General features: G+C 63.6%; 16 protein-coding genes. 14 read left to right on the top strand and 2 right to left on the bottom strand.

All coding sequences use genetic code 11. From position 1 onward, the window contains the following. Positions 1 to 95 precede the first annotated feature (95 nt). The 6 genes from yghU (at position 96) to R9B85_RS24555 (ending at position 7,436) form a co-directional block, all read left to right on the top strand. Positions 96 to 935 carry a glutathione-dependent disulfide-bond oxidoreductase gene (gene yghU / locus R9B85_RS24580; RefSeq protein WP_423770667.1) on the top strand — a complete coding sequence of 280 codons (840 nt, stop codon included), beginning with the start codon at positions 96 to 98 and terminating at the stop codon, positions 933 to 935. Between the two features lie 283 nt (positions 936 to 1,218). Further along, positions 1,219 to 2,922, top strand: a complete 1,704-nt coding sequence (locus tag R9B85_RS24575; RefSeq protein ID WP_112253513.1) for an amidase — start codon at positions 1,219 to 1,221, stop codon at positions 2,920 to 2,922. A gap of 184 nt (positions 2,923 to 3,106) precedes the next feature. Beyond that, positions 3,107 to 3,781 carry a helix-turn-helix transcriptional regulator gene (locus tag R9B85_RS24570; protein ID WP_423770666.1) on the top strand — a complete coding sequence of 225 codons (675 nt, stop codon included), beginning with the start codon at positions 3,107 to 3,109 and terminating at the stop codon, positions 3,779 to 3,781. Beyond that, positions 3,778 to 4,695, top strand: a complete 918-nt coding sequence (locus R9B85_RS24565) for a pyridoxal-phosphate dependent enzyme (RefSeq protein WP_112253511.1) — start codon at positions 3,778 to 3,780, stop codon at positions 4,693 to 4,695. Before R9B85_RS24570 ends, R9B85_RS24565 begins: the two co-directional genes overlap by 4 nt. A 367-nt stretch (positions 4,696 to 5,062) precedes the next feature. After that, entirely contained in the window at positions 5,063 to 6,160 is a 1,098-nt protein-coding gene (locus R9B85_RS24560; RefSeq protein WP_112253510.1) for a carboxynorspermidine decarboxylase, read from the top strand. A gap of 31 nt (positions 6,161 to 6,191) precedes the next feature. Continuing rightward, the gene (locus R9B85_RS24555) at positions 6,192 to 7,436 is read left to right on the top strand and encodes a saccharopine dehydrogenase family protein (protein ID WP_003248123.1); all 1,245 of its coding nucleotides are present in this window, start codon (positions 6,192 to 6,194) and stop codon (positions 7,434 to 7,436) included. Between the two features lie 157 nt (positions 7,437 to 7,593). On the opposite strand, the gene R9B85_RS24550 is transcribed toward R9B85_RS24555, so the two are convergent. Further along, positions 7,594 to 8,439 (bottom strand): type 1 glutamine amidotransferase domain-containing protein, encoded by an 846-nt coding sequence (locus tag R9B85_RS24550; protein WP_423770665.1) that lies wholly within the window; start codon positions 8,437 to 8,439, stop codon positions 7,594 to 7,596. A gap of 118 nt (positions 8,440 to 8,557) precedes the next feature. On the opposite strand from R9B85_RS24550, the gene R9B85_RS24545 reads away from it, so the two are divergent. Genes R9B85_RS24545 through R9B85_RS24520 form a run of 6 tightly spaced genes read left to right on the top strand, consistent with a single transcriptional unit; the run spans position 8,558 to position 14,461 of the window. Further along, the gene (locus R9B85_RS24545) at positions 8,558 to 9,493 is read left to right on the top strand and encodes a LysR family transcriptional regulator (protein WP_423770664.1); all 936 of its coding nucleotides are present in this window, start codon (positions 8,558 to 8,560) and stop codon (positions 9,491 to 9,493) included. A 48-nt stretch (positions 9,494 to 9,541) separates the two neighbouring features. Then, positions 9,542 to 10,879, top strand: coding sequence for a UDP-glucose dehydrogenase family protein (locus R9B85_RS24540; protein ID WP_112253508.1), 1,338 nt, complete (start codon positions 9,542 to 9,544; stop codon positions 10,877 to 10,879). After that, positions 10,867 to 11,841 (top strand): NAD-dependent epimerase/dehydratase family protein, encoded by a 975-nt coding sequence (locus R9B85_RS24535; RefSeq protein WP_112253507.1) that lies wholly within the window; start codon positions 10,867 to 10,869, stop codon positions 11,839 to 11,841. Before R9B85_RS24540 ends, R9B85_RS24535 begins: the two co-directional genes overlap by 13 nt. Before the next feature lie 32 nt (positions 11,842 to 11,873). Continuing rightward, complete coding sequence (locus tag R9B85_RS24530; protein ID WP_207878107.1) at positions 11,874 to 12,617, top strand: glycosyltransferase family 2 protein; 744 nt, start codon at positions 11,874 to 11,876, stop codon at positions 12,615 to 12,617. Further along, positions 12,614 to 12,886, top strand: coding sequence for a lipid-A-disaccharide synthase N-terminal domain-containing protein (locus R9B85_RS24525; protein ID WP_112253505.1), 273 nt, complete (start codon positions 12,614 to 12,616; stop codon positions 12,884 to 12,886). Before R9B85_RS24530 ends, R9B85_RS24525 begins: the two co-directional genes overlap by 4 nt. Before the next feature lie 3 nt (positions 12,887 to 12,889). After that, the gene (locus R9B85_RS24520) at positions 12,890 to 14,461 is read left to right on the top strand and encodes an ArnT family glycosyltransferase (RefSeq protein WP_423770663.1); all 1,572 of its coding nucleotides are present in this window, start codon (positions 12,890 to 12,892) and stop codon (positions 14,459 to 14,461) included. 155 nt (positions 14,462 to 14,616) lie between these two features. Here R9B85_RS24520 and mqo read toward each other — a convergent pair whose 3' ends face one another. Then, positions 14,617 to 16,194, bottom strand: coding sequence for a malate dehydrogenase (quinone) (gene mqo, locus R9B85_RS24515; protein WP_112253504.1), 1,578 nt, complete (start codon positions 16,192 to 16,194; stop codon positions 14,617 to 14,619). Between the two features lie 145 nt (positions 16,195 to 16,339). Between mqo and R9B85_RS24510 the strand changes: the two genes are divergently transcribed. Both R9B85_RS24510 and R9B85_RS24505 read left to right on the top strand, forming a co-directional pair. Next, a complete protein-coding gene (locus R9B85_RS24510; RefSeq protein ID WP_112253503.1) occupies positions 16,340 to 17,560 on the top strand; it encodes a putative DNA modification/repair radical SAM protein in 1,221 nt (406 codons plus the stop codon). Then, on the top strand, positions 17,551 to 18,393 hold the full coding sequence (locus tag R9B85_RS24505; RefSeq protein ID WP_207878109.1) for a TIGR03915 family putative DNA repair protein: 843 nt from the start codon (positions 17,551 to 17,553) through the stop codon (positions 18,391 to 18,393). The genes R9B85_RS24510 and R9B85_RS24505 overlap by 10 nt, the downstream gene beginning before the upstream one ends. Positions 18,394 to 18,479: the final 86 nt, after the last annotated feature.

Here is an 18,479-nt window from a genome sequence, read left to right as displayed (position 1 = left end):
CGCCCTATGCATTTGCGCTTCTCGTCGAACCCGTGGCATAGATGCAGGTCCACGTTTCTAGGTGACCGTTTCGCGCCATTGAAGGAGATTCATGCATGAGCAAATCCGCCTACGTGCCACCTAAGGTCTGGCGCAACGACGCAGCGTCCGGTGGCCAGTTCGCCAGCATCAACCGCCCGATTGCCGGCCCGACTCACGACAAGGACCTGCCGCAGGGCAGGCACCCGCTGCAGCTGTACTCCCTGGCAACGCCCAATGGCGTCAAGGTCACCATCGCCCTCGAAGAGCTGCTCGCCCTGGGCCACCCGGGTGCCGAATATGATGCCTGGTTGATCCGCATCGGCGAGGGCGAGCAATTCTCCAGCGGCTTTGTCCAGGTAAACCCCAACTCCAAGATCCCCGCCCTGCTCGACCGCAGCGTCGAACCACCGGTGCGGGTGTTCGAGTCGGGTTCGATCCTGCTGTACCTGGCGGAAAAGTTCGGTGCCTTGCTACCGAAAGCGCCAGCTGCACGCATCGAAAGCCTGAACTGGCTATTCTGGCAAATGGGCGCGGCGCCCTACCTGGGCGGCGGCTTTGGCCACTTCTATGTGTATGCGCCGGAGAAGTTCGAGTACGCGATCAACCGCTTCACCATGGAAGCCAAGCGCCAGCTGGATGTGCTCGACCGGCGCCTGGCCGAAAGCCGCTACCTCGGCGGCGAGGAATACAGCATCGCCGACATTGCCGTGTGGCCATGGTATGGCCAGCTGGTGCGCGGCAACCTGTATGGCGCGGCGGAGTTCCTGGCGGTGGACGAGTACCCGCATGTGCAGCGCTGGGCCGAGGAGATTGCCTTGCGCCCGGCAGTGCAGCGTGGCACACGGGTGAACCGGACCTGGGGTGATGAAGCCAGCCAGGTGCCCGAGCGGCATGCAGCGGCAGACCTGGACTGATCCGCAATCGCAGCACTACGCGGACTCTTGTAGGAGCGGCCTTGTGTCGCGAAAGGGCCGCAGCGCGGCCCCGGCGATTTTGCAGTAATGCGGAGATCCTGGGGGCGCTTCGCACCCCTTTCGCGACACAAGGCCGCTCCTACAAGAGTCCGCGTAGTGCTCGCGAGGCCCCGACAATGCCCGCCTGCAAAAAACCATTTGCCCCCGCGCAAACCTGCGCCCGCCAAGCCCTTCTTGTACACTCCTCGCATTAGCCCCCACCTGCACATTTTTTGGTGAACGCATGATCGAGGTAACCGAGGTTTCCATTGCCGAGCTGCGCGACGCGCTCGAGTCGGGCCGCACGACGGCGGTCGAGCTGGTCCAGGCCTACCTGGCGCGCATCGATGCCTACGATGGCGCCGACACCGCCACTGCCCTGAACGCCGTGGTGGTACGCAACCCCGAAGCGCTGAAGGAGGCCGCAGCCTCCGACGCCCGTCGTGCCAAAGGCCAGGTCCTGAGCCCGCTGGACGGCATCCCCTACACCGCCAAGGACAGCTATCTGGTCAAAGGCCTGACCGCTGCCTCCGGCAGCCCGGCCTTCAAGGACCTGGTGGCCCAGCGCGACGCCTTCACCATCGAACGCCTGCGCGCCGCCGGCGCCGTGTGCCTGGGCAAGACCAACATGCCGCCCATGGCCAACGGAGGCATGCAACGCGGCGTGTATGGCCGCGCCGAGAGCCCTTACAACGCCGACTACCTGACCGCACCGTTCGCCTCGGGCTCGTCCAACGGTGCTGGCACCGCCACCGCCGCCAGTTTCAGTGCCTTCGGCCTGGCCGAAGAAACCTGGTCCAGCGGCCGTGGCCCGGCGTCCAACAATGGCCTGTGCGCCTATACCCCCTCGCGTGGGGTGATTTCGGTGCGAGGCAACTGGCCGCTGACACCGACCATGGACGTGGTGGTTCCCTATGCCCGCACCATGGCCGACCTGCTGGAAATCCTCGACGTGGTCGTAGCCGACGACGCCGACAAGCGCGGCGACCTGTGGCGCCTGCAACCCTGGGTGCCAATCCCGGCGGCCTCGACGGTGCGCCCGGCTTCGTACCTGGACCTGGCCGTGGATGCCAGCGCGCTCAAGGGCAAGCGCTTTGGCGTGCCACGCATGTACATAAATGCCGATGCCGAAGCCGGTACCTCCGAGAAGCCAGGCATCGGCGGCCCGACTGGCCAGCGCATCAACACCCGCGCCACGGTCATCGACCTGTGGCAGCAGGCCCGCCAGGCACTGGAGGCGGCTGGTGCCGAAGTGCTGGAAGTGGACTTCCCGCTGGTTTCCAACTGCGAGGGCGACCGCCCGGGCGCACCGACCGTGTACAACCGCGGCATCGTCAGCAAGGAGTTCCTGCATGACGAGCTGTGGGAGCTGTCGGGCTGGGCTTTCGACGACTTCCTGCGCGCCAACGATGACCCCAAACTCAACCGCCTGGCCGACGTCGACGGGCCGCAGATCTTCCCCCACGACCCGGGCACCCTGCCCAACCGTGAAGACGACCTGGCCGCCGGCATGGACGAGTACGTCAATATGGCCAAGCGTGGCCTGAAGACCTGGGACCAGATCGAGACCCTGCCCGACGGCCTGCGCGGCCTGGAGAAGACCCGCAAGATCGACCTGGAAGACTGGATGGACAACCTGGGCCTGGACGCGGTGCTGTTCCCCACCGTGGCCGACGTGGGCCCGGCGGATGCCGACGTCAACCCGGCATCCGCGGACATCGCGTGGAGCAACGGCATCTGGGTGGCCAACGGCAACCTGGCGATCCGTCACCTGGGCGTGCCGACCGTGACAGTGCCGATGGGCGTGATGGCCGATATCGGCATGCCGGTGGGGCTGACCTTTGCTGGCCGGGCTTACAGTGACAATGCGCTGCTGAGCTTTGGTGCAGCCTTCGAGGCGACCGGGTCGCGCCGGATGATCCCGCCGCGTACCCCGCCTCTGGGCTGAGGGTTAAAGGGGCCGCTTTGCGGCCCATTCGCGGGTAAACCCGCTCCCACAGGTTCACCACAGGTATTGAATACCGTGCGGGTCCTGTGGGAGCGGGTTTACCCGCGAATGGGCCTGAAAAAGCAAATCGCCTAATTCAACTTTATGTGTAAAAATACACAAAATGTTGATTTGGTGATCTGTCATGCCTATCACCCCCAGCGAAGAACGCCAGCTAACCCTCACCGTCCTCAAGGCCGCCATCCAGGCCCTGGGCAGTGTTGCCGCGCGCAACATGGAGATCCTCCTGCACGACCTCGACCACCCGGAACACTCCGTGGTGGCGATCGTCAACGGCCACCTTTCCGGCCGCAGCGTCGGTAGCCCGATCCTCGCCGCCCCGGAACAGGACCAGGGTTTCAAGGCACTCATGCAGGCCTCGACCGACCAGCACGGCTGTGAGCCGGTGGTGCTGCCCGATTACCCAACGACGCTCAAGGGCCGCACGCTGCGCAGCGCCACGGCGATCTTCCGCGACCGCAGCGGTCACCCGTTCGCCAGCCTTTGCGTCAACACCGACGTCACCGGCCTGGATGCCGCCATGAATTTTCTCCAGCAGCTTCAGCCGCTGGGGGCCACGCCTGCCGTCAGTGAGCCCGCCGACATGGAGCTGCTGATGAGCGAGATCATCCAGGAGTCCCTGCAGCGCAGCGGCCAGGGGCGGATGAACAAGCAGGCCAAGGTCGAGGCCGTGCGAATGATGCAGGAGCGCGGTCTGTTCATCGTCAAGGGCGGCGTGGAGAAGGCCGCCAGCGCCCTTGGTGTGACCCGCTACACCGTTTACAACTACCTCGAGCAACTGCGCGGAGCCAGCCAATGACCTTGCATATCCATACCCCCCTGATCGAATCCCGTCCGCTGTCGCTGGCCGCGGGCAGCAACGTCTGGCTCAAGCTCGATGCACTGCAGCCCTGCGGCTCGTTCAAGCTGCGCGGCGTGGGCCATGCCTGCGAGGTGCACCATGCCCGTGGCGCGCGGCATTTCGTGTCTTCTTCGGGCGGCAACGCGGGCCTGGCAGTGGCCTATGCCGGGCGCAAGCTGGGCGTGCCGGTGACTGTGGTAGTACCCGAGACCACCACTGAGCGGGCCAAGGAACTGCTGCGCCTGGAGGGCGCCAAGGTGGTGGTGCATGGCAGCTCCTGGCAGGAGGCCAACGCCCTGGCACAGACCTTGGTCGGCCCGGATGACGCCTTCATCCACCCCTTCGACGACCCGCTGTTGTGGGCCGGGCATGCCAGCCTTGTGGATGAAGTCGCCGAGGCCGGCGTGAAACCGGATGCCATGGTGTTGTCGGTAGGCGGCGGCGGTTTGCTCAGTGGCGTGGTCGAGGGGCTACAGCGCAACGGCTGGGGCGATGTGCCGGTGCTGGCGGTGGAAACCGAAGGCGCCGCATCGCTGCATGCTGCAATGCAGGCGGGGCATTCGGTGGAGCTGGAACGTATTGCCTCGGTGGCGACTTCGCTGGGGGCCAAGCGTGTGGCTGATCAGGCGCTGGCGTGCGTGCAGCAGCACCCGGTGCACAGCCACCTGGTCAGTGACCGCGCAGCGCTGGACGCGTGCGAGCGATTCCTGCTGGACCACCGCGTGCTGGTGGAGCCAGCTTGTGGTGCAGCCTTGGCGTTGGCCTATGCACCGGGCGCCCTGGCGCAGTACCAGAATGTGCTGGTGGTGGTTTGTGGCGGGGCTACCGCCACGCTGGAGCAGATCCAGGCGTGGTTGCAGCAGGTTGATTGAGGTTGCCTGTACCGGCCTCTTCGCGGGTAAACCCGCTCCCACAGAATGAACTGTACAGATTGAAGTACCCACAGGACTGCGCAAGGTTCGAAGAGAACGCAGTCCCTGTGGGAGCGGGTTCACCCGCGAACACGGGCGTAGCCCGTGCCATCCTGCACAGAACGTTGTTCATCGGATTCCCCTTGCGGCACCCGGCTGCTGATTACGATAGTCACATGCCGCTGTTCTACTGAGCCCGCCGCAACCGGAAAAATCACCTCGCAACGGCGTCAACCACGACGAAATGCGTAACCCACCCTTTCGGTCTGCGGCAAGTGAAGGCACAATGCGTGTCCTTTTTTTGGCCGGCCTGGCCGGGGGCCTCTAAATGATCAAGACGCCGTACTACCTCATCGATAAAACCAAGCTGCTGGGCAACATGGAGAAGATCGCCTATGTGCGCGAACACTCCGGTGCCAAGGCGCTGCTCGCCCTCAAGTGCTTTGCCACCTGGTCGGTCTTCGACCTGATGCAACAGTACATGGACGGCACCACCTCTTCGTCGCTGTACGAGCTCAAGCTCGGCCGCCAGAAATTCGCCGGCGAAACCCACGCCTACAGCGTGGCCTGGGCCGACGACGAGGTCGAGGAAATGCTCGAGAACTGCGACAAGATCATCTTCAACTCGATCGGCCAGCTGCAGCGCTTTGCCGAACAGTCCGAAGGCAAGGTCCGTGGCCTGCGCGTCAACCCGCAGGTCAGCAGCTCCGACTACCTGCTGGCAGACCCCGCCCGCCCGTTCAGCCGCCTGGGCGAATGGGACCCGGTCAAGGTCGAACAGGTGATCGAGCAGATCTCCGGCTTCATGTTCCACAACAACTGCGAGAACGGCGACTTCGGCCTGTTCGACAAGATGCTCACGCACATCGAAGAACGCTTCGGTCACCTGCTGCACAAGGTGGAGTGGGTCAGCCTCGGTGGCGGCATCCACTTCACTGGTGAAGACTACGCGCTGGACGCCTTCTGCGCGCGCCTGAAAGCCTTCTCGGAAAAGTACGGCGTGCAGGTGTACCTGGAGCCGGGCGAAGCGGCCATCACCAACAGCGCCTCGCTGGAAGTGACCGTGCTCGATACCCTGTACAACGGCAAGCACCTGGCCGTGGTCGACAGCTCGATCGAAGCGCACATGCTCGACCTGCTGATCTACCGCCTCAACGCCAAGATGGCCCCCAATGATGGCGCGCACACCTACATGGTCTGCGGCAAGTCGTGCCTGGCCGGTGACATCTTCGGCGAATACCAATTCGATCGTCCGTTGGCCATCGGTGATCGCCTGTCGTTCGTCGACGCGGCGGGTTACACCATGGTCAAGAAAAACTGGTTCAACGGTCTGAAAATGCCATCCATCGTGGTCAAGCAACTCGACGGCAGCGTCGAAGTGGTGCGCGAGTTCGGTTTCGAAGACTACGTTTCCAGCCTGTCGTAAGACCGGCTTTCAGTAAGGAGCAAGGGATAAATTGAAGAAGAACGTTCTTATCATTGGTGCAGGAGGTGTCGCCAAGGTGGTGGCCCACAAGTGCGCGCAGCATAACGACGAACTGGGTCGTATCGCTATCGCGTCACGGAACATCTCCAAATGCCAGGCCATCATCGACAGCGTCAAGGCCAAGGGTAGCCTCAAGGTACCCGCCGACATCCAGGCCTTCTCGCTCAATGCCCTCGATGTCGAGGCAACCAAGGCGCTGATCCGCGAAACCGAATCGCAGATCGTGATCAACGTTGGTTCCGCCTTCCTCAACATGTCGGTGCTGCGTGCCTGCATCGATACCGGTGTCGCCTATCTGGACACCGCCATCCACGAAGAGCCGGGCAAGATCTGCGAGACCCCGCCGTGGTACGGCAACTACGAGTGGAAACACCTCGAAGAGTGCCAGGCAAAGAACATTACCGCCATTCTCGGCGTCGGTTTCGACCCGGGTGTGGTGAACAGCTACGCCAAGCTGGCGCAGCAACAGTATTTCGACAGCATTGACTCGATCGACATCCTCGACGTCAATGCCGGTTCGCATGGCAAGTACTTCGCCACCAACTTCGACCCGGAAATCAACTTCCGTGAATTCACCGGGCAAGTGTGGAGCTGGCAGAACAGCCAGTGGACCAGCAACACCATGTTCGAGGTCAAGCGTACCGACGACCTGCCGGTTGTAGGTTCGCAGAACCTGTACCTGACCGGCCACGATGAAGTTCACTCGATTTCGAAGAACCTCAACGTGCCGAACGTGCGTTTCTGGATGAGCTTCGGCGAGCACTACATCAACGTGTTCACCGTGCTGAAGAACCTGGGCCTGCTCTCCGAGCAGCCGGTGAAAACCGCCGAAGGCCTGGAAGTAGTACCGCTGAAAGTGGTCAAGGCCGTGCTGCCGGACCCAGCCTCGCTGGCCCCGGGCTACACCGGCAAGACCTGCATCGGTGATTTGGTCAAAGGCACCAAGGATGGCCAGCCGCGCGAAGTATTCATCTACAACGTGGCCGACCACGAAGAAGCCTACGCCGAGACCGACAGCCAGGGCATTTCCTACACCGCCGGTGTACCGCCAGTGGCTGCCGCCCTGCTGGTCGCCCGTGGCGAGTGGGATGCCAAGCGCATGGTCAACGTCGAGGAGCTGCCAGCCGAGCCGTTCCTCAAGGCGCTGGACGTGATGGGCCTGCCGACCCGCGTCAAGGATGAAAAAGGCGATCGTCCATGGGACGCTGAAGCCTAAGCAGCAACACAGAGAGGGCGCCGATATGGCGCCCTTTCTGTTTTTGCAGGCCTGGCCTCTTCGCGGGTAAACCCGCTCCCACAAGCATTTCACAGGTCTTGAGTATTGTGATGTCCCTGTGGGAGCGGGTTCACCCGCGAAGAGGCCGGTGCAGGCTTCAGCCACCCTGCCCGGCCAATTTGTCCAGCAGCGCTTTGGCCAGGGCCTTGTCCGAGAACGGGTTCTGCCCGGTAATCAGCTCACGGTCCACCACCACATTGGGTTGCCAGGCCTTGGCATAGCCCATGTCGCCCCCTGCCATTGCCATGGCGTTGGCCGGGTAGAACAACAGCCGCTGGTCCTTGAGCGAACCTTCGAACACCTGCTCCTCCGGGTCGGAGAAGATGGTCATCTTGTAACCCTTGTACAGCCAGTCATTGGCTGCCGGCTTTTCACCACGCGCCAGCGCCGACTGGTAGCTCGCCGGGTCCTGCTGGGCCGAGAGCAAGGCGATGGGGCCATGGCAGATGGCGGCTGTGGGCTTGCCGGCCTGATGGAAATGCCGCAGCAAGGCGCCCACGTCCGGGTTGTTGGCCAGGTCGATCAACGGCGCATGGCCGCCGGGGATGAAAAGCCCGGCATAACGGCCCAGGTCACCTGCCAGTACCTCTTTCACCGACAGGGTATCGTCAATACCCGGCAGGCCTTGCACGACCTTCTCGATCCGGCGCATCTCCACCGCATCGCCGGCAAAGTAGCGCGGGTCGATCGACCGCTGGTCGACGCTCGGCGCATTACCCTTTGGGGTAACCAGCACCAGCTTGTAGCCAGCCTTGAGCAACTGGTCGGCAGGCACGCCGAACTCGTTGAGGTAGTAGCCGGTGGCGTAGCGCTTGCCGTCCTGCAGCGGCAACTGGCTTTCGCTGGACAGCAACACCAGCACTTCACCCCTGGGTGCGGCATGGGCGCCGGCTGCAAGCAGGGTGCCGGCAACAGCCAGGGCAAGCCGGGATATCTTGGTCATGAAACATTCTCCTGATCAGGCAAATAGAGCTGTCCGCTCATGTTGGCGGGATGCGTTCATGCTAATGGCAAGGCTATGATTCGATAATTCGAAAGCTCTCATGCCTGTGATCCAGAAAATGAATATCACCAGCAAGGACCTCAACCTGCTGTACCTGTTCCATGTGCTGTATCAGGAACGCAACGCTACCCTTGCAGCCCAGCGCATGGCGCTGAGCCAGCCTGCCCTCAGCCACAAACTCAACAAGCTGCGCCATCAGTTTGGCGACCCGCTGTTCGTCCGCGCGCCCAGGGGCCTGACCCCGACACCACGTGCCCACGAACTGGCGCCCGAGGTAGAACGCCTGGTAGAGGGCCTGGAAGGTTTCTATGAGCGCTGCGAAGGGCAGGACTTCCTCGCCCGCCCTGCCCGCCTGCACCTGTACAGCACCGATTTCATGGAGCAGACCCTGTTGCCCAGGCTGCTGCCGATCCTGCGCAGCCAGGCACCGAACCTGACGCTGGTCACCCACAACACTCGCGGCCAACTACCTCGTGAAGAACTGGAGAAAGGCACCTGTGACCTGGCCGTTGCCGGGTTCTACACCGACCTGCCGGAAACCTTCCACCAACAACGCCTGCTCAGCGAACACTTGGTAGTGCTGGCCTCGCGCAGCCATCCAGGCCTGGAAAACGGCCTGGACCTGGATACCTTCCTCGCCAGCGACCACCTGCTCACCACCCTCACCGGCGACCTCGATGGCCTGGTCGACCGCGCCTTGCGCAGCCAGGGCAAGCAACGACGGGTCGTGGCTGGCCTGTCCAGCTTTGTAGCCCCCACGCGCCTGCTGCGCGGTACCGACCTGCTGCTCACATGCCTGAGCTCGCTGGCCATCGAAGCCACCGAGCGTGATGACGACCTGCTCATGTACCCGCTGCCGCTGACACTGCCCGCAATCGAGGTGATGCAGATCTGGCATGAACGCACCCACGCCGACCCCTTGCGGCGCTGGTTCCGCCAGCAGCTGTGGAACGTCGCACAAGAGGCTGCGGCCTGCGCAAGTAACAATATCTAAACAACGATGTGACATTTTTTTACAGCTTTCTCGCCAAGGAGCTGTCGAATGAAGGTCACGGTTTTCGGTACCGGCTATGTCGGCCTCACCCAGGCAGTATGCCTGGCCCAGGTGGGGCATTCGGTGTTATGCATGGATGTCGACGCCGAGCGGGTCGCCAGCCTCAATGCAGGCCATTGCCCAATCTTCGAGCCCGGCCTGGCGCCGATGCTGGAGAAGAACCTGGCCTGCGGTCGCCTGCGCTTCACCACCGACGCCAGCGAAGCGGCCAACTACGCCAGGTTGCAGTTCATCGCCGTCGGCACCCCGCCACAGGCCGATGGCAGCGCCGACCTGAAGCACGTGTTCGCCGTGGTCGACAGCATCCTCGAACATGCCGACGGCCCCAAGCTGATCGTCAACAAATCCACCGCGCCGGTCGGCACGGTGCACCGCATCAAGGCGCGCATCGCCCAGGCCGTGGCCGATACCAGCCGCTTCCATGTCGTCAGCAACCCCGAGTTCCTCAAGGAAGGCTCGGCTGTCGATGACTGCATGCGCCCGGAGCGCATCATCATCGGTGGCGCGGAACCCGCCGAGGTAGAACTGCTGCGCGAGCTGTACCTGCCGTTCAGCCGCAACCGCGAAAAGCTCATGGTCATGGATGCGCGCAGCGCCGAACTGACCAAATATGCGGCCAACTGCATGCTGGCGACCAAGATTTCGTTCATCAACGAAATCGCCAACCTGGCCGAGCACCTGGGCGCCGACATCGAAATGGTGCGCCGCGGCATCGGCTCGGACCCGCGCATAGGCTACGACTTCATCTATGCCGGCTGCGGCTTTGGCGGCTCATGCTTCCCCAAGGACCTGCAAGCCCTGCGCCGCAGCGCCGAGGCCGAAGGCTTCGAACCGCAGTTGCTGCGTGCGGTGGAATCGGTCAACGAGCAGCAAAAGGGCCGGCTGTTCAACAAGATCCAGCGCCACTACCCACGTGGCCTGCGGGGCAAGGTCTTCGCCTTGTGGGGCTTGTCGTTCAAGCCCAATACCAATGACATCCGCGAGGCCTCCAGCCGGGTCCTGCTGGAAGCGCTGTGGGCCGCCGGCGCGCGGGTGCAGGCCCATGACCCGCAGGCCATGGAAGAAATCCAGCGGCATTACGGCCCGCGCACCGACCTGCAACTGGTGCCGTGCAAGGACGACGCACTGCACGGCGCCGATGCCCTGGTGATCGTCACCGAATGGCAGGACTACCGCGTGCTCAACCTGGACAAGGTGCCGCAACAGCTGGCCGACCGGGTGGTGTTCGACGGGCGCAACCTGTTCGAACCCGAGCACATGGCCGCCGCCGGCCTGACTTATTACGGCATCGGCCGTGGCCAGGTGCAGCCAGCATGCCCGTATTGATTACCGGCGTGGCGGGTTTCATCGGCTACCACGTTGCACGGCGCCTGTGCGAAGCAGGCATAGAGGTGGTTGGCATTGATAACCTCAATACCTATTACAGCGTCCAGCTGAAACTGGCGCGCCTGCAGCAACTGTTCGGCTTTGCCAATTTCCGCTTCCACACCCTCGATATCGCCCACCCGAACGAACTGCAACAACTGTTCGCCGGCCAGGCGTTCAGTGATGTGATCCACCTGGCAGCGCAGGCCGGGGTACGCTATTCGCTGGACAACCCCGGCGCCTATGGCCAGGCCAACCTGGTCGGCTTTCTCAACATCCTCGAGGCCTGCCGCCAGCAGCCGCCCCGCCACCTGATCTATGCCTCCAGCAGTTCAGTATACGGCGCCAACGCCAAGCTGCCGTTCAGCGTCGACGACCCGGCCGAGCAACCGCTGTCGCTGTATGCCGCCAGCAAGCGCGCCAATGAACTGATGGCGCACAGCTACGCACACCTGTACCAGCTGCCAACCACCGGCCTGCGCTTTTTCACCGTGTACGGCCCCTGGGGCCGCCCCGACATGGCGCCGTTCAAGTTCACTCGCGCGATGATCGAGGGCCGACCTGTCGAGGTCTACAACAACGGCATGATGGGGCGCGACTTCACCTACATCGACGACATCGTCGAGAGCATTGTGCGCCTGCGCCTGAAGCCGCCACTGCCGGCCGAGGGACAGCCGCCCTGCCAGCTGTTCAACATCGGCCGTGGCCAACCGGTACGGCTGCTGCACTTCGTCGAATGCCTGGAGCGTGCCTTGGGCATCAAGGCCCGACGCGACTACCTGCCGCTGCAAGCGGGTGACGTGCTGGAAACCTGGGCCGACGCCGGCTCGCTGGCGCGCTGGATCGACTACTCCCCGGGCACGTCGCTGGAACACGGCGTCAACGCCTTCGTTGGCTGGTACCGGGATTTCTACCGGGTTTGAGCCGCGCAATCACAATAAGCACAGGTAGCCTCATGACAGATCCACTTGACCTCTCGGTGCTCATTCCCGCCAGGAACGAGGTCGACAATCTGCCATCACTGCTGATGGAAATACGCACCGCACTGGCGGCTGAAGACTTTGAAGTACTGGTGGTCGATGACGGCAGTAGCGACCGCACCCTTAGCGTACTGCTGCAACTGAAAAACCAGGGCTACACGCAACTGCGCATCCTCCGTCACCAGCAGTCGCTGGGCCAGAGCACTTCGCTGTGGCATGCCGCCCAGGCTGCCCGCGGGCGCTGGCTGGCAACCCTGGACGGCGACGGTCAGAATGACCCGGCGGACATCCCCGGCATGCTGACCTTGGTACGCGCCAACCAGGACCTGGCCGGTGGCGTCAAGCTGGTGGCCGGGCACCGGGTCAACCGCCGCGACAGCGCCAGCAAACGCTGGGCCTCGCGGCTTGCCAACGGCCTGCGCAGCCGCTTGCTCAAGGACGCCACGCCAGACACCGGCTGCGGGCTGAAACTGATCGAGCGCGCGGCCTTCCTGCGCCTGCCCTACTTCGACCACATGCACCGCTTCATCCCGGCGCTGATCCTGCGCCACAACGGCCGCATGCTGATACACCCGGTCAACCACCGCCCACGTCGGGCTGGGGTGTCCAAGTACGGCAACCTGGACCGCGCCCTGGTCGGCATCCTCGACTTGTTCGGGGTCTGGTGGCTGATCCGGCGCACCCGCCTGGACACGCGCCCCCAGGAGCTCGAAGGATGACCCGCGAAACCCTGTGGCTGGTCATCGGCTTCGCCGGCCAGGCCGTATTTACCGGGCGTTTCGTGTTGCAGTGGCTGTACAGCGAGTTCAAGCGCCGCAGCGTGATCCCGGTGGGGTTCTGGTACCTGAGCATGCTCGGCAGCGCGCTGCTGCTGACCTATGCCATCTATCGCCAGGACCCGGTGTTCATCATTGGCCAGGGCTTCGGCTTGCTGGTCTACCTGCGCAATCTGCAACTGATCGCCCGACACCAGGAACAGAAGGAATAGCCCTTGCCAAGGTTCAGCACGCTCGGGGCCGAACGCCTGGCCCTGGTTGCCCTCGCCGTGCTGCTGGTGGGCGCGGGTATCGGCTGGCGCCAGCCGATGAATGTGGACGAAGAACGCTTTCTCGGCGTCGCCCTGGAAATGCTGCAGGGCGGCAACTGGTTCATCCCGCACCGGGCGGGGGAAATCTACGGCGACAAGCCGCCGCTGTTCATGTGGACCGTGGCCCTGTTCAGCCACCTCACCGGCTCGCCCAAGGTTGCCCTGTACCTGCCAGGGCTGCTGTCGGCGGCGACCATCACCTGGGTGCTGCATGACCTGGGGCGGCGCCTGTGGACCCGGCGCATCGGTGTGATCGCCGCCTTGCTGTTCCTGGCTACATACCAGAGCTACAGCATCTTGCGCACCGGGCAGATCGACAGCTTCCTGTGCCTGTGGGTGGCGCTCGGTTTCTACGGCATGCTGCGCCACTTGCTGCTCGGGCCGGCCTGGGGCTGGTTCTACCTGGCCTGCGCGGCCATGGGCCTGGGTATCATCAGCAAGGGCGTGGGCTTTATCCCGGCGCTGCTTCTGTTGCCCTATGCCTGGGCGGTGCGCCACCACTGGCACAGGGTGGTGGCCATGCCCGGCCAGGGTTGGCGCTGGAGCCTGGGGCTGGCGTGGCTGCTGGCCGGTTGCGCGGTGTGGCTGCTGCCACTGCTGGTATCCATCGCTCATGGCGGTGGCGCGGCGGAGCTGGCCTACCTGAAGGAAATCCTGCTGCGCCAGACCGCCAGCCGCTATGCCAATGCCTGGGACCATCGCGAGCCGTTCTGGTACTTCTTCGTCAAGGTCATCCCCAAATACTGGCTGCCACTGGTGCTGGCCCTGCCCTGGCTGGTACCCGCCTGGCGCCGACAGCTGCAAAAACACGACGGGCGCGTCCTGCTGCTGCTCGGCTGGGTGGCGCTGGTACTGTTGTTTTTCAGCCTGAGCAGCGGCAAGCGCAAACTGTACATCTTCCCGGCGCTGCCGGGCCTGGTGCTGGCCATCGCGCCACTGCTACCGTGGCTGCTCAAGCGCTGGCTAGGGGGCCGGCCGGCCTGGCGCAAGGCGTTCACTGCCGTGGCCCTGGCATGGTTCGCGCTGTGGTTTGCGCGCGGCTTCGTCGAGCCGCTGAAGGAAGGCCGCAACCCGCATGAGACATTGATGACTGAAGCCGCACGGGCCACCGGCGGCGCCGAGTTGGTGCTGGTCAACTGGCGCGAGGGGCATTGGTTGTTTGCCCGACAACCCATCGTGCACTTCGGTTTCACCGGCCAGTCCAGGGCGGATGCGGCCGTCTACTGGCTGCGCCACAACCCTGCGGCCTTCGCCCTGGTCCCGGCTTCGGAACTGGGCCGCTGCTTCAGTGCAGACAAGGCACGCAGGCTGGGCGAGACCTCGCGCGCCGAATGGTATGTGGTTGGTGCCGATGCCGATAACGGCCAGTGCCAGGCCACCGCCCCCAGCCATGCCTACCACTTCGCCTGGGTGGGCGCTATCCCTTTGGGAGCAACTGTCCTGGATATCTCTTCAAACCAGCACTGGCCCTTGTAGAAGCGGCCTTGTGTCACGATGGGCCGCGCAGCGGCCCCGGCAATCTCTGCTGCGAAGCTGAAAACCTGGGGCCGCTTCGCGCCCCATCGCGACACAAGGCCGCTCCTACAGGAGACCGCGCCAACTTTCAGCATTGGAGCAAATCTTGCTCCTGCCTAAGGCGTAACGGCACTCTCAGGAGGATTCAGTTGCAACACCTCGTTGGTGTATGCCCACTCCTTCTGCACCTGGTCCGGGTGGTCGTTGAGGCGAATGCCATGGGACGGGATTATCTGCCTGATCTTCGCCTGCCACTGTGGGGATGCCATCTTGTCCTTGAACACCTTGCCCAGCACATCGAGCATGATCGGCGGCGCGGTCGAGGCGCCAGGGGAAGCCCCCAGCAATCCGGCAATGCTGCCATCCCTGGACGTCACCACTTCAGTGCCAAGCTTGAGTACACCCCCCAATGCTTCGTCCTTCTTGATGATCTGCACCCGCTGGCCCGCCTGCCACAGCCGCCAGTCTTCCTTCTTCGCCTCGGGGAAGTAGGTGCGCAATGCTTCGAAACGGTCATCGTCAGATTGCAGCACCTGGCCGATCAGGTACTGCACCAGGTCGAATTCGCGCACCCCGACCCTTACCATGGGCCAGGCATTGTGCACACTGGCGCTGGCGAACAGGTCAAGCAGCGAGCCCTGCTTGAGGAACTTGGTCGAGAAGGTGGCGAACGGCCCGAACAGGATCATGCGCTTGCCATCGAGCACGCGGGTGTCCAGGTGCGGTACCGACATCGGTGGCGCGCCGGTGGCGGCGATACCGTAGGCCTTGGCCATGTGACGTTGGGCGATGGCCGGGTTGTCGGTGACCAGGAACGAACCACCGACCGGGAAACCGGCATAGTCCTTGGCCTCGTCGATGCCCGACTTCTGCAGCAGCGGCAGCGCGGCACCACCAGCGCCGATGAACAGGAACCTGGCGTCGGTGGCCGCGTTGCTGCCGTCCTTGAGGTTCTTGTATTCGACATGCCAGGAACCGTCGTCGTTGCGGGTGATGGCCTGCACTTCGGTCGACAGCTTGAGGTCGAAGTTCGGCCGGGTCTGCAGGTAACCCACGTACTGCCGGGTGATCTCGCCAAAGTTGACGTCGGTGCCGATCGGCGTCCAGGTCACGGCCAGTTTCTGGTTGGGGTCGCGGCCTTCCATCATCAAAGGTACCCACTTGCGGATCTGCTCGTGGTCCTCGGAGTACTGCATGGGCTTGAACAGCGGGCTGGCCTGCAGGGCTTCGTAGCGTTTCTTCAGGAAGCGAATGTTGTCGTCGCCCCAGACAAAGCTCATGTGCGGGGTGGTATTGATGAAGGAATGCGGGTTCTTCAGCACGCCCTGCTTCACCTGCCAGGCGAGGAACTGGCGGGTGACCTGAAATGACTCGTTGATCTCCACCGCCTTGCTGATATCGACCTTGCCGTCCTTCTCCGGGGTGTAGTTCAGCTCGGCGAGGGCCGAGTGGCCGGTGCCGGCGTTGTTCCAGCCGTTGGAGCTTTCTTCGGCGACCTTGTCCAGGCGCTCGACCATTTCCATCGACCAACCCGGCTCCAGCTCATTCAGCCAGATTGCCAGGGTTGAACTCATGATGCCGCCGCCCACCAGCATGACATCGACCTTCCTGGTTTCCGCGGCCCGGGCACCGAGCATGCCGAATGCCAAGGCCAGCCCGGTCAGTGCCAATACCGGCTTGATGGTGATCTTCATAATTTCTCCCTTGCCTCGTTGCCATCCGTAAGTTCAGCCACAAGCTTAGATGACGGATTTGGTCGGGCATCGCTGTTGCACAATCACTTGCAATCCGTCACATCTCAAAATACTGTATGAATACTCAGTATTACAGGTCAGCCCCATGCAACTCATCGCCAAACTCGGCATCCTTGCCGATGCTGCCAAGTACGACGCATCCTGCGCCAGCAGCGGCGCGCCCAAGCGCAACTCGCGCGGGGCTGATGGCCTGGGCGCTACCAATGGCATGGGCATCTGTCACAGCTACACCCCCGACGGGCGCTGCGTGTCACTGCTCAAGGTGCTACTGACCAACTTTTGCCTCTACGACTGCCAGTACTGCGTCAACCGCCGCTCCAGCAACGTGCCACGCGCACGCTTCACCCCCGAGGAAGTGGTCCGGTTGACGCTGGACTTCTACCGGCGCAACTGCATCAGCGGCCTGTTTCTCAGCTCTGGCATCATCCGCTCGGCGGACTACACCATGGAGCAGCTGATCCGCGTGGCGCGGCTGTTACGCGAGGAGCACGGCTTCCGTGGCTACATCCACCTCAAGACCATCCCCGATGCCGACCCGCTGCTGATCGAGGAGGCCGGGCGCCTGGCAGATCGGCTCAGCGTCAACATCGAGCTGCCGACCGATGCCAGCCTGAAACGCCTGGCACCGGAGAAACAGGCGCACACCATTCGCCAGGCCATGGGCGTGATCCATCAGGGCCAGCAAGCCGTAGCCCACGAGCCCAAGGCGCCGCGCTTTACCCCGGCCGGGCAAAGCACCCAGGTGATCGTCGGGGCCGACAGCACCGACGACAGCACATTGCTGCGCAATGCCGAATCGCTGTACCAAGGCTACGGTCTCAAGCGCGTGTACTACTCCGCCTTCAGCCCCATCCCCGACAGCCCCGGCAGCGTACCCCTGGCCGCACCACCGCTGCTGCGCGAACACCGCCTGTACCAGGCTGACTTCCTGCTGCGTGGCTATGGCTACAAGGCCGGCGAGCTGCTGGGCCAGAGCGGCAACCTGGCACTGGACATCGACCCCAAGCTGGCCTGGGCGCTGGCCAACCGCGAAGTGTTCCCATTGGATGTGAACCGTGCCGAGCCGGCGCTACTGGCACGCATCCCCGGCATCGGCCTGCGCAGCGTGCAGCGCCTGGTAGCCCTGCGCCGCGAACGGCGCGTTCGCTACGATGACCTGATCCAGTTGCGCTGTGTACTGGAAAAGGCGCGCCCGTTCATTGTCACCAGCGACTACCGCCCAGCCCAGGCCGAGCTGCGCAGCGGCCTGCTGAGGGCGCGCTTGCGTGAGCCGCAGGCGCCGGTGCAGATGGGCTTGTGGGGATGATCGCGCTCGACTGCGACGGCCTGTTCGCCACCTGGCGTGACCAGGCCCGGGTGTTGTTGGGGCATGGCATCGACCCGTCGCAGGTCACCTGGCTGCAGGGGCCGGTGGCAGATTTGCTGGCCGTACCGACCGCGTTGCCGGAAGGCGCCGGTCCTTTTCGCGCCAAGGTGCCAGCGGCGCTGCTGAGCCAGCTGGAACAGGCCGCCCGCTACCGTGGCGAGCACCGCTGGAACCTGCTGTACGAGGTACTTTGGCGGGTGGCCCATGGCGACCGCACGGCAATGCTGGCAGGTGACCGATTGGGCAGTGAGCTGCAAAGGCGGATCAAGCAGGTCAATCGCGAAGCGCACCACCTGCATGCGTTCGTACGCTTCGTGCCACTACCCGAAGTATTGGCTGAACAGCTGCACCTTGACCTGGTGGCTTATCACGAGCCGGCGCATGACATTCTGGAAAGCGCCAGTGCGCATTTCGCCGACCGCCTGGGGCGTTTGCGCTGGATGATTGCCACGGCGCACGACGGCATACGCTTCGATGGCCAGGCATTCGACTACCAGCGCCAGTGCCCCGAACCCTGGCGCCAGTGGGCCCGCAATGCCGAAGACCCTGGCGCCGAGTTATGGCGAACCTACTATCGCCATACCTTCAACCCTGCCCGCCTCAACCCCGATGCCTTGCGCCTGCACATGCCCGGGCGGTTCTGGCGACATTTGCCGGAGGGCATGCTGATTCCGCAGCTCGAAGGCCAGGCCCGGCAAGGCAAGCAACGGGACGGCCAAGCCCTGGAAGTTGCCTCCCGGGCTGGCAAGCAAATCAGCAAGCCCATGCGGTAGTGAGTTCTCAATGTGTGCGGAGGCCCTGTGGGCTGCGCTGTCGTTTAGACAACTGAATGTGCAGGCGGTACGCCTACCCTGTGGGA

This window comes from Pseudomonas sp. NLJ1, assembly GCF_049486705.1.
In the GTDB taxonomy this organism is placed as follows: Bacteria; Pseudomonadota; Gammaproteobacteria; order Pseudomonadales; family Pseudomonadaceae; genus Aquipseudomonas; species Aquipseudomonas inefficax.
Note: the sequence above shows the minus strand (reverse complement) of the source record. Positions and strands in the feature narration are given on the sequence as shown.

What these genes read in the sequence shown, in the direction of transcription:
- R9B85_RS24540 (WP_112253508.1), top strand. Translation starts at nt 9,542, where the DNA reads ATGAAGGTCACGGTTTTCGGTACCGGCTATGTCGGCCTCACCCAGGCA.
- yghU (WP_423770667.1), top strand. Translation starts at nt 96, where the DNA reads ATGAGCAAATCCGCCTACGTGCCACCTAAGGTCTGGCGCAACGACGCA.
- R9B85_RS24560 (WP_112253510.1), top strand. Translation starts at nt 5,063, where the DNA reads ATGATCAAGACGCCGTACTACCTCATCGATAAAACCAAGCTGCTGGGC.
- R9B85_RS24525 (WP_112253505.1), top strand. Translation starts at nt 12,614, where the DNA reads ATGACCCGCGAAACCCTGTGGCTGGTCATCGGCTTCGCCGGCCAGGCC.
- R9B85_RS24535 (WP_112253507.1), top strand. Translation starts at nt 10,867, where the DNA reads ATGCCCGTATTGATTACCGGCGTGGCGGGTTTCATCGGCTACCACGTT.
- R9B85_RS24530 (WP_207878107.1), top strand. Translation starts at nt 11,874, where the DNA reads ATGACAGATCCACTTGACCTCTCGGTGCTCATTCCCGCCAGGAACGAG.
- R9B85_RS24575 (WP_112253513.1), top strand. Translation starts at nt 1,219, where the DNA reads ATGATCGAGGTAACCGAGGTTTCCATTGCCGAGCTGCGCGACGCGCTC.
- R9B85_RS24570 (WP_423770666.1), top strand. Translation starts at nt 3,107, where the DNA reads ATGCCTATCACCCCCAGCGAAGAACGCCAGCTAACCCTCACCGTCCTC.
- R9B85_RS24510 (WP_112253503.1), top strand. Translation starts at nt 16,340, where the DNA reads ATGCAACTCATCGCCAAACTCGGCATCCTTGCCGATGCTGCCAAGTAC.
- mqo (WP_112253504.1), bottom strand. Translation starts at nt 16,194, where the DNA reads ATGAAGATCACCATCAAGCCGGTATTGGCACTGACCGGGCTGGCCTTG.
- R9B85_RS24545 (WP_423770664.1), top strand. Translation starts at nt 8,558, where the DNA reads ATGAATATCACCAGCAAGGACCTCAACCTGCTGTACCTGTTCCATGTG.
- R9B85_RS24550 (WP_423770665.1), bottom strand. Translation starts at nt 8,439, where the DNA reads ATGACCAAGATATCCCGGCTTGCCCTGGCTGTTGCCGGCACCCTGCTT.
- R9B85_RS24565 (WP_112253511.1), top strand. Translation starts at nt 3,778, where the DNA reads ATGACCTTGCATATCCATACCCCCCTGATCGAATCCCGTCCGCTGTCG.